Origin of the sequence: Pseudomonas sp. TNT3, from assembly GCF_010095445.2 — a bacterium.
Taxonomy (GTDB): Bacteria; Pseudomonadota; Gammaproteobacteria; order Pseudomonadales; family Pseudomonadaceae; genus Aquipseudomonas.
The window spans coordinates 1-7,901 of sequence record NZ_WFGV02000105.1 but is presented as its reverse complement, the minus strand read 5'-3'; the positions used below and the strand labels follow the sequence as shown (position 1 = coordinate 7,901).

General features: G+C 59.0%; 5 protein-coding genes. 4 read left to right on the top strand and 1 reads right to left on the bottom strand.

Features of this window, described 5'->3' with window-relative positions; genetic code table 11:
• Window positions 1-422: 422 nt before the first annotated feature.
• Window positions 423-923 (bottom strand): GNAT family N-acetyltransferase, encoded by a 501-nt coding sequence (locus GBC55_RS29195; protein WP_162440899.1) that lies wholly within the window; start codon window positions 921-923, stop codon window positions 423-425.
• 340 nt (window positions 924-1,263) lie between these two features.
• On the opposite strand from GBC55_RS29195, the gene GBC55_RS29190 reads away from it, so the two are divergent.
• The 4 genes from GBC55_RS29190 (at window position 1,264) to GBC55_RS29175 (ending at window position 7,575) form a co-directional block, all read left to right on the top strand.
• The gene (locus GBC55_RS29190; RefSeq protein WP_162440898.1) at window positions 1,264-2,562 is read left to right on the top strand and encodes a sialidase family protein; all 1,299 of its coding nucleotides are present in this window, start codon (window positions 1,264-1,266) and stop codon (window positions 2,560-2,562) included.
• Window positions 2,559-3,158, top strand: coding sequence for a hypothetical protein (locus tag GBC55_RS29185; protein WP_162440897.1), 600 nt, complete (start codon window positions 2,559-2,561; stop codon window positions 3,156-3,158). The genes GBC55_RS29190 and GBC55_RS29185 overlap by 4 nt, the downstream gene beginning before the upstream one ends.
• Window positions 3,159-3,210: 52 nt before the next feature.
• Window positions 3,211-5,247 (top strand): LTA synthase family protein, encoded by a 2,037-nt coding sequence (locus tag GBC55_RS29180; protein ID WP_162440896.1) that lies wholly within the window; start codon window positions 3,211-3,213, stop codon window positions 5,245-5,247.
• Between the two features lie 117 nt (window positions 5,248-5,364).
• Window positions 5,365-7,575 (top strand): LTA synthase family protein, encoded by a 2,211-nt coding sequence (locus GBC55_RS29175; RefSeq protein ID WP_178114353.1) that lies wholly within the window; start codon window positions 5,365-5,367, stop codon window positions 7,573-7,575.
• Window positions 7,576-7,901 lie beyond the last annotated feature (326 nt).

Below are 7,901 nucleotides of genomic sequence, written 5' to 3'. Positions count from 1 at the left end.
CGGAGCATCCTCACGCAGGGCAATCCGGTCCAGCGCACCGAGCGGATCGCCCGCGGCCAGCGCACGTGCCGCCGCCGTGATCAACGAATCCATCTGTATCGCGCCATGGTTGTCACCTCGTCGGTTCGTTCCTGGTGGTTAGTCTAGTCAGGACCGCGTGCTCCCAGTGCCAAGCCTGGGTTTCTTGAGTGAGTTCTTGAGTGAATGAGTTAGTGAGTTAGTGAGTTAGTGAGTTAGTGAGTTAGTGAGTTAGTGAGTTAGTGAGTTAGTGAGAAACCCGTGGCGAGCGAGCTTGCTCGCGCTTGAGTGCGCAGCACTCACAAAAACCTCCAGTTGTTCATCAGATTTTTGGGGCTGCTACGCAGCCCAGCGCGAGTAAACTCGCTCGCCACAGGGACTTGATTGTCTTCAGATTTAGCCCTTCATTCGGCGATCGGTGCCTGGGCTTTAGTGACCAACCGCAGATTGATCAACGCCACCCTTCGCCCGTCCGGCGACAAACGCTCCTCTATCCCAAACGGTTCGAACCCCAGCGTTGGGTAAAGCAACAGACCGGCCGTATTTTCGTTGAAGCACGAAAGCTCTACGTCACGAGCCCGATGCCGTTCGAACGCAATCGCGATCATCGTCTCCACCAGATACCTGGCAACCCCCTTGCCCCGGGCCTTCGGTGACACGATCACGTTGCCAATGGCACAACGACCGTCATGTTCAAACGCATAGAAATTCGCAAAACCTACGACACAGCCATCCGCCTCAACCACGGTCGAATCGCTGCGTTGAGCGATGGACGCGTGCAATTGTTCCTCCGTCAGCGGGTACTGCGCCTTGGGGAACATGAAGAACAACTCTTGCGGCGTTCGAGGAAAGCTGCAAATCGTCAGGACATCGTCAGCGCTGACGGGGCGGTGGGTTAACAGCATGATTTGGCTCCATCCAAAGGTAGGTGCCACAGATTAGGGCTTGAGGGAGCGAAACCGCCAGAGGCCGTTACCGCAGCAATGGATACGCTGCTCAAAAAAAAGGGAAATATCACCACCCGTCTAAAACGATTTTCAGATTCGTCTGACAGACAACTCCGAAAGACAACGAATCGACCGCTCTAAATCAGCTATTTCAGCCCTAAATCGACGGTTTTAATCAAACATTCCCGAACTTTGCAAACAATTACTTACAAAAGGCTTGCTAGCCAAACACCGGAATCGAGACTACTAGTGATAGGTTACCGCGCTCGATCGAACCCTGAGATGCCGAGCCGTACCTATGCGCATCAGACGCCCCCGCCTTGCCGTTTTTGTCACTTACATTGCCCTGGTTTGCCTGTTCGCAAGCGTATGGTTGACCCATCCTGCCCCCGTGCATTCTTCTTTCGCCTTGATGAGCCCGACGATGGCCGTGGCCAACAAAGTCGCCAAGCCCATCTACACCAGCCGTTTCGCCTCTTCCGGGCTGCTGGACTTCGTGCATTCCTCCGCCGTTACCGCCTTGCCGGATGGCAGCCTGATGTCCGTCTGGTTCGCCGGCACCCGCGAAGGCGCTGCGGACGTGCAGGTACGCTCCGCCGTCTTCAACGCAACAACCGGCGAATGGGGCGCGGAACGGGTATTGGCGACCCGGGATTCGACCCAGCAGGGCACCTGGAAATACATCCGCAAACTCGGTAACCCGGTCGTCGCACTCGCACCGGACAACCGCCTGTGGCTGTTCTATGTGTCGGTATCGATGGGTGGATGGGCCGGCAGCGCAGTGAACGTGATGGTGTCGGACGACTTCGGTGAAAACTGGTCCGCACCGCGTCAGCTGATCACCTCGCCCTTCCTGAACATCAGCACCCTGGTTCGCTCGGCACCGGTCTTCCATGCCGACGGGTCCATCGGCCTGCCGGTTTATCACGAGTTTCTGGGCAAGTTCGCCGAGTACCTGTACCTGAGTCCCGACGGCAACGTGATCGATAAATACCGCATCAGTCGCGGCAACAACTCGCTGCAGCCGACGGTGGTGCCGCTGGACGGGCAGCGCGGCATTGCCTTGTTGCGTTATGCCGGCGAAACGCACCATCGCGTATTGGCGACCCGCACCGAAGATGCCGGGCAAACCTGGAGTGAGCCCTACCCGCTCGACCCGTCGAATCCGAACTCCTCGCTGGCCGCCGTTGCAACCCCCGAACATGGTTTGCTGGTGGCGCTCAATGACCTTCAGGAAGGACGTTTCAAGCTGAGCCTCTACGGCACCGATGCGAAAATGAACGATTGGCGCTCGGTGCGGGACCTGGATAAATCACCTGACCCGCAGGGCAATCCGTTTTCCCCTCAAGCCTATAAGGAAATCATCGGTCACGAGTTTCGCGACTCCAGTGGCGCACTTCGCCAGCCCCTTGAAGCGCAGTTCCTGAGCAACCTCGATACCCGTGTCTGCACCAGTCGAGGGTGTGAATTCGAATATGAATACCCCTACTTCATCCGCAGTCCCGACGGCATGTATCACCTGGTTTATTCCTGGAACAACACCTTCATCAAGCATGTCACCTTCAACGATGCATGGCTGTCCGAGCGTCTCAAATGATCAACCTTTGGCAGGCCCATCTCAGCTTCGCAATGATCGTCTTCCTGCTGTTGCCGGGTTTCGGGCTGAGCAGACTCTGGCGAGCCGTCCTGTTGGCCGCCTTGCTGGCCATCAGTTTCATACCGCTGGACGGGCTGACACTGGCCGCCTACCTGCGCAGCCACATTGACGATCTGGCGATCACGACCCTGGTGTTCATGGCCTGGGGCTGCTTGCGTCGCCTCGACCTCCTGCCCCCGGCGCAGCACGGTCAAATCAGCGTATTGATCATTTTCGCCGCCATGGCGTTGTTGCTGTACCCGGCGACCCTGGGGCTTAGCTATCTGGACCCTTACCGGTTTGGCTACAGCCCGCGCATTTTGCTGACGTTCATCGCCTTGCTGACCCTGGGCCTGTTTTACCTGCGCCACGGCCTGGCGGTTGCGATGCTGGCCGGTGCGACCCTGGCTTTCATGTTCGGGATCAAACCTTCGCACAACTACTGGGACTATCTGGTCGATCCGCTATTGGGCCTGTATTGCTGCGGCGCCCTGCTGGTCCTGGCCGTGCGAGCGGCGTGTCGCTGGCTGATCCGGCAGCGCGGTCCAGCTCGCTGACATCAGCGAATCCGTTTCAGATTCAACAATTTTTTTGACAGGGGAAACAAGGATGGGATGGTTGCAATCGAGACGCTTGCACTATTGGCTGGGCGCGACCGCGATTGCGTTTGTGTTGTTTGCACTGCTTCGGGTGATGTTCTTTTTCGGTTTTTCCGGTTTTGATGCCAGCGCCCTGAGTGGCGAAAAAGCCGTCCTGGAAACCCTGGGTATCGGCTTTCGTTTCGACCTGCGACTGGCGATTCTGGTGATGCTGCCACTGGCGTTGCTGGCCTGGATCCCACGCTGGAACCTGACCACCAGCCGCCTGCTGCGCGTGATTGCGCGGGTGTATCTGGTGGTCGCCCTGAGCCTCCTGCTGCTGATCTACATCATCGACTTTGGCCATTACGCGTACCTGGGCGTGAGGATCAATGCCACGGTGCTGCGCTTCATCGACGATGCGCAGATATCCCGCGACATGGTCTGGCAGACCTACCCGGTGATCTGGATTTCCCTGGGCTGGCTGACCACCGTGGTGCTCGCCACCCTGGCCCTGGTGCGCCTGGAACGGGTCACCCTGGATCGTCCGCGCAAGCCTATTCGTAAGCTTTCCGCGACATTAGGCGGCGCCGTGATGGTGGTGCTGGTGCTGCTGGGCATTCTGGGCCGTGTGGAAAACATGAACCTGGAAAACCCGGTGCCGTTGCGCTGGAGCGATGCGTTCTTCTCGGGCAACAACCAGGTCGCTGCCCTGGGCCTGAACCCGGTGATCTTTCTTTATGACACGGTCAAGGTCGGTCAGTCGCGCTACGACGAAGCGCAGGTGCGCGAACACTACGCGGTGATGTCCAACTACCTGGGCGTCGATCAGCCGGACCCGCAAGCCCTGAATTTTGTCCGTCACCAGGCGCCGCAGCCCTACAAGGTCTCGGGCTCGCGACCACCCAACGTCATGTTTGTCATGCTCGAGTCCCTCGGCACCAGCGCCGTCGGGGCCTATGGCAACCCGATCAACCCGACCCCGAACATCGATCGCCTGGCCACCCAGAGCTGGTTCTTCGAGCACTTCTACGTGCCCGTGACCGGCACTGCAAAAACCGTCTGGGCGAGCATCTCGGGCGTGCCTGACGTCACCCGCCAGGAAACCGCGACGCGCAATCCGCTGATCACTCAGCAGAACACCCTGATCAACGCCTTCACCGATTACGAGAAGATCTACACCATTGGCGGCAACTCCGGCTGGGCCAATATGAACGCGCTGATCAAGCAAAGCATCGATGGGGTGCGTTTGTTCGAAGAGCGCGACTGGAAATCGCCGGTGGTGGATGTCTGGGGGATTTCAGACCTGGACCTGTTCAAGGAAACCGATCAGATCCTGCAGGCGCTGCCCAAGGACAAACCATTCTTTGCGTATGTGCAGACCGCGGGCAACCATCGTCCCTTCACCATTCCCAAGACCAACGATGGTTTTGAGGTGAAGCATCCGACCCTTGCCGAAGTGCAGGCCGCGGGTTCGCGCAGTGTCGAGCAATACAACGCGGTGCGCCTGCTGGACTTCAACATCGGGCGCCTGATGGAAATCGCCAAAGCCGGCGGCTATTACGAAAACACCATTTTCGTGCTGTTTGGCGATCACAACACCCGCATCGCCCAGATCCCCTTCCTGGCACCGGCTTACGAGCAATTGGGCCTGGAAAGCAACGCGGTACCGATGATCATCCACGCACCGGGCCTGATCGGCACTCGTGCGGTCAAGGAAGCCGTAGGGCTGGTGGATCTGCTGCCCACCGTCGCGGGCATGGCGGGGATGGAATTCCGTAACAGCGGCATGGGTCGGGATATCCAGCAACCCGCCCCCGAAGGCGAACGCGTGGTGCCACTGGTGCTGCGCGAAGGTACGTTCCCGCTGATTGCCGGCGTTACCCAACACTTCATGGTGCAGATGGAACACGACGGCAGCTCGCCGACCCTGCATGACCTGGCCTCGATGACACCGCTGGACGACGTCGCCGGGCAGAACCCTGAAGAGTTCAAGCGCCTGGTGCAACTGACCCGTGGCATGCATGAAACGTCTCGGTTGATGCTGTACCAGAACGTACGAAAGTAACGCCTGATCAAGTGCCGGACACTTAAGTGTGACCTGATATATCCGGGCCAGCGTGCCCGGCACTTGATACCATCCAGCACACTTGTGTGACGATTTAGTGGCTGGAAGAAAAATTTTGTGAACATCATCCGTCTCGGGTTGCAAAAACCCTACGCGCGCCTCATCGCCCTCATCGGCCTGGTTCTCATCGTGCCGTTGTGCCTGCGTGCAGCGCTGGGCTGGTCAAACCCACACGGCTACCTCTCCGACGCAGGCATCGGCGCGCTTCTCGTCGTGCTGCTGTACCGTCGCCCCTGGTGGCTGGCGCTTGCGGTATTGCTTCCCTGGGGTTTCCTCACAGTGGCCAGCGCAGAGCTGGTCAGCGCCGTCGGCAGGCTGCCGAACGTTTCGGACGTGCACTACCTGATCGACCCGCAGTTTCTGGAAAACTCCACGGGCGGTGGTTTTGCCCAACCGTGGCTGGCCGCTACATTATTGATCGGACTGTTCGTGTGGCTGCTCACACACTGGTTTGCCCCCTCCACCCCCTCTCCGTCCCTGCCCCGCCATGCCTGGACCGCCCCGCTGCTGCTGTTGAGCGCTCACTGGGGCGCACAGCATTTGCAACCCACCGACGCCGACCAATGGCGCGTGTTCAACCTGCCGCATCAGCTGCTGACGGCGGGTGTGGGCAGCGTTCAAATCAACGTCGAAGAATGGCTCGAGGGCGATGTGGTCGATGTGCCGCCGCAAATGGCGGGGCTGACCCAGTTGGACTTGTCCGGGGACAGTCTATTGGCGGGGCCGGGACGCGCGCGCAACGTGTTGATTATTGCCCTCGAAGGCATTCCCGGCGCCTATGTCGGGGTCAATCGCCAGGCCTTGCATAGCAGCTATCAGGAAAACCTGATGCCGCACCTCAGCCGCTGGGCCGAGCGTGGCATGAACACCCCGGATTACGTGCTGCACAGCCACCAGACCATCCGCGGCCTGTACGCCATGCTGTGCGGTGATTACGACAAACTCGACAACGGCACCCCCAAGGGCGTCGAGATGCTGACCCAAAGCGAGCGCAACCAGGCGTGCCTGCCGGCGCAGCTGCGCAAAAACGGTTTCGCCACCCATTACCTGCAAGGCGCCGGCCTGCGCTTCATGGCCAAAGACAAGATCATGCCGCACATCGGCTTCAACACGACGCTGGGTCTTGAATGGTTCACCAATGCCTCGTACCTCGATTTCCCGTGGGGCAAGGATGACAAGGCCTTCTTCGAAGGTGCGCTGGATTATGTCGGCCAGCTCAAGAAGCAGAAAAAGCCGTGGATGCTGACGCTGTTGACCGTCGGCACCCACCAGCCTTATTCCGCGCCTGAAGACTATCTGGAACGCTACGACACGCCCAAGCAAGCGGCGGTCGGCTACCTGGATGATGCCCTCGATCAATTCCTCAACGGCCTGGAACGCCAGGGCGTCCTCAAGGACACCCTGGTGGTGATCACCTCCGACGAGTCACACGGCATCGACGGCGTCCGCCTTGCCTCATCCTGGGGTTTCAACCTGACCCTGGCACCCGAGCAGACACAGTTGCCGCAGGTCAAAACCGGCGTATACGGGCATGTGGACTTGAGCACGTCGATACTCGACTACTTCGCCCTCCCCGTCCCTTCAGCCCTGAGCGGCCGTTCGCTGTTTCGCAACTACGACACGGGCCGCGAGATCATGTCGTACACCAACGGCAACCTGCGTTATCACGACGGCCAGGGCACGTTCACCGAGTGTGACTTTCAACAGCGCTGCCGGTACTACGCCAGCGAAGGATTCATCGCCGAGCGCGCCAAATTCCTCGGCCAATACGGCGGCCAGCGTGCCAGGCAGATCACCGCAAGAGCCACGGCACTGGATCGCACACTGATGCAGACCCCCTTGAACCAGCGTTACCAGTTTGGAAGCCCGGATGTCATTCCTCTGCAGGCGCAGATCAAGGACGATTGGGCAGACAACCTGATCGGCGCCCAATACCTGGAAATGCCCAAAGGCTCGCACACACGAGTGCGCCTGACCGTGCGTTCGGTCGATTTACAAGAGAACGCGTACATCCTGCTCAAGACCAAAGAGTTCGAACAGGACGTGCAAGTTGGAATGCCAGCAGAAATGCTGGTCACGGCGGATCAACCCCTGGAAATGGACTTCAGCTTCGACAACCCCGAGTCGCGCAAGGCGTTCTCCTTCCACCTTCTGGGATATGGCACGGGGGCAATCGAGGTCAGCGACTTCAGCGTCATCACTGAGTTGCCGGGACAAGAAGAACCGGTTGGCGAAACGCTTGATGACGATACTGCTGAATCGAGTTGAATCGTTGAGAGGGGTGATTTTGGCTCCTGGATTAATTGGGGTGCATCTGCCAGAAATGAGCGACTGTCAGGCCGCCATCGCTGGCAGGCCAGCTCCCACCATTTGATTTGGGTACATCTGAAAAGAAAATGGTCGGCTGTCAGACCGTCATCGCTGGCAAGCCAGCTCCCACAGGAGAACGCGTACGCTTCGAAAGTCACGGCGTTTTTCAAGGTAGTTGTCGCGTCCCCCGTCGTGCTACGCGACCTTTATGACCACTGTCAGCTCCCTTTCAGGGTTCAGATATACCGTCCCGATTGGGTTCCAGTTGCGTGTCTCACCTGACC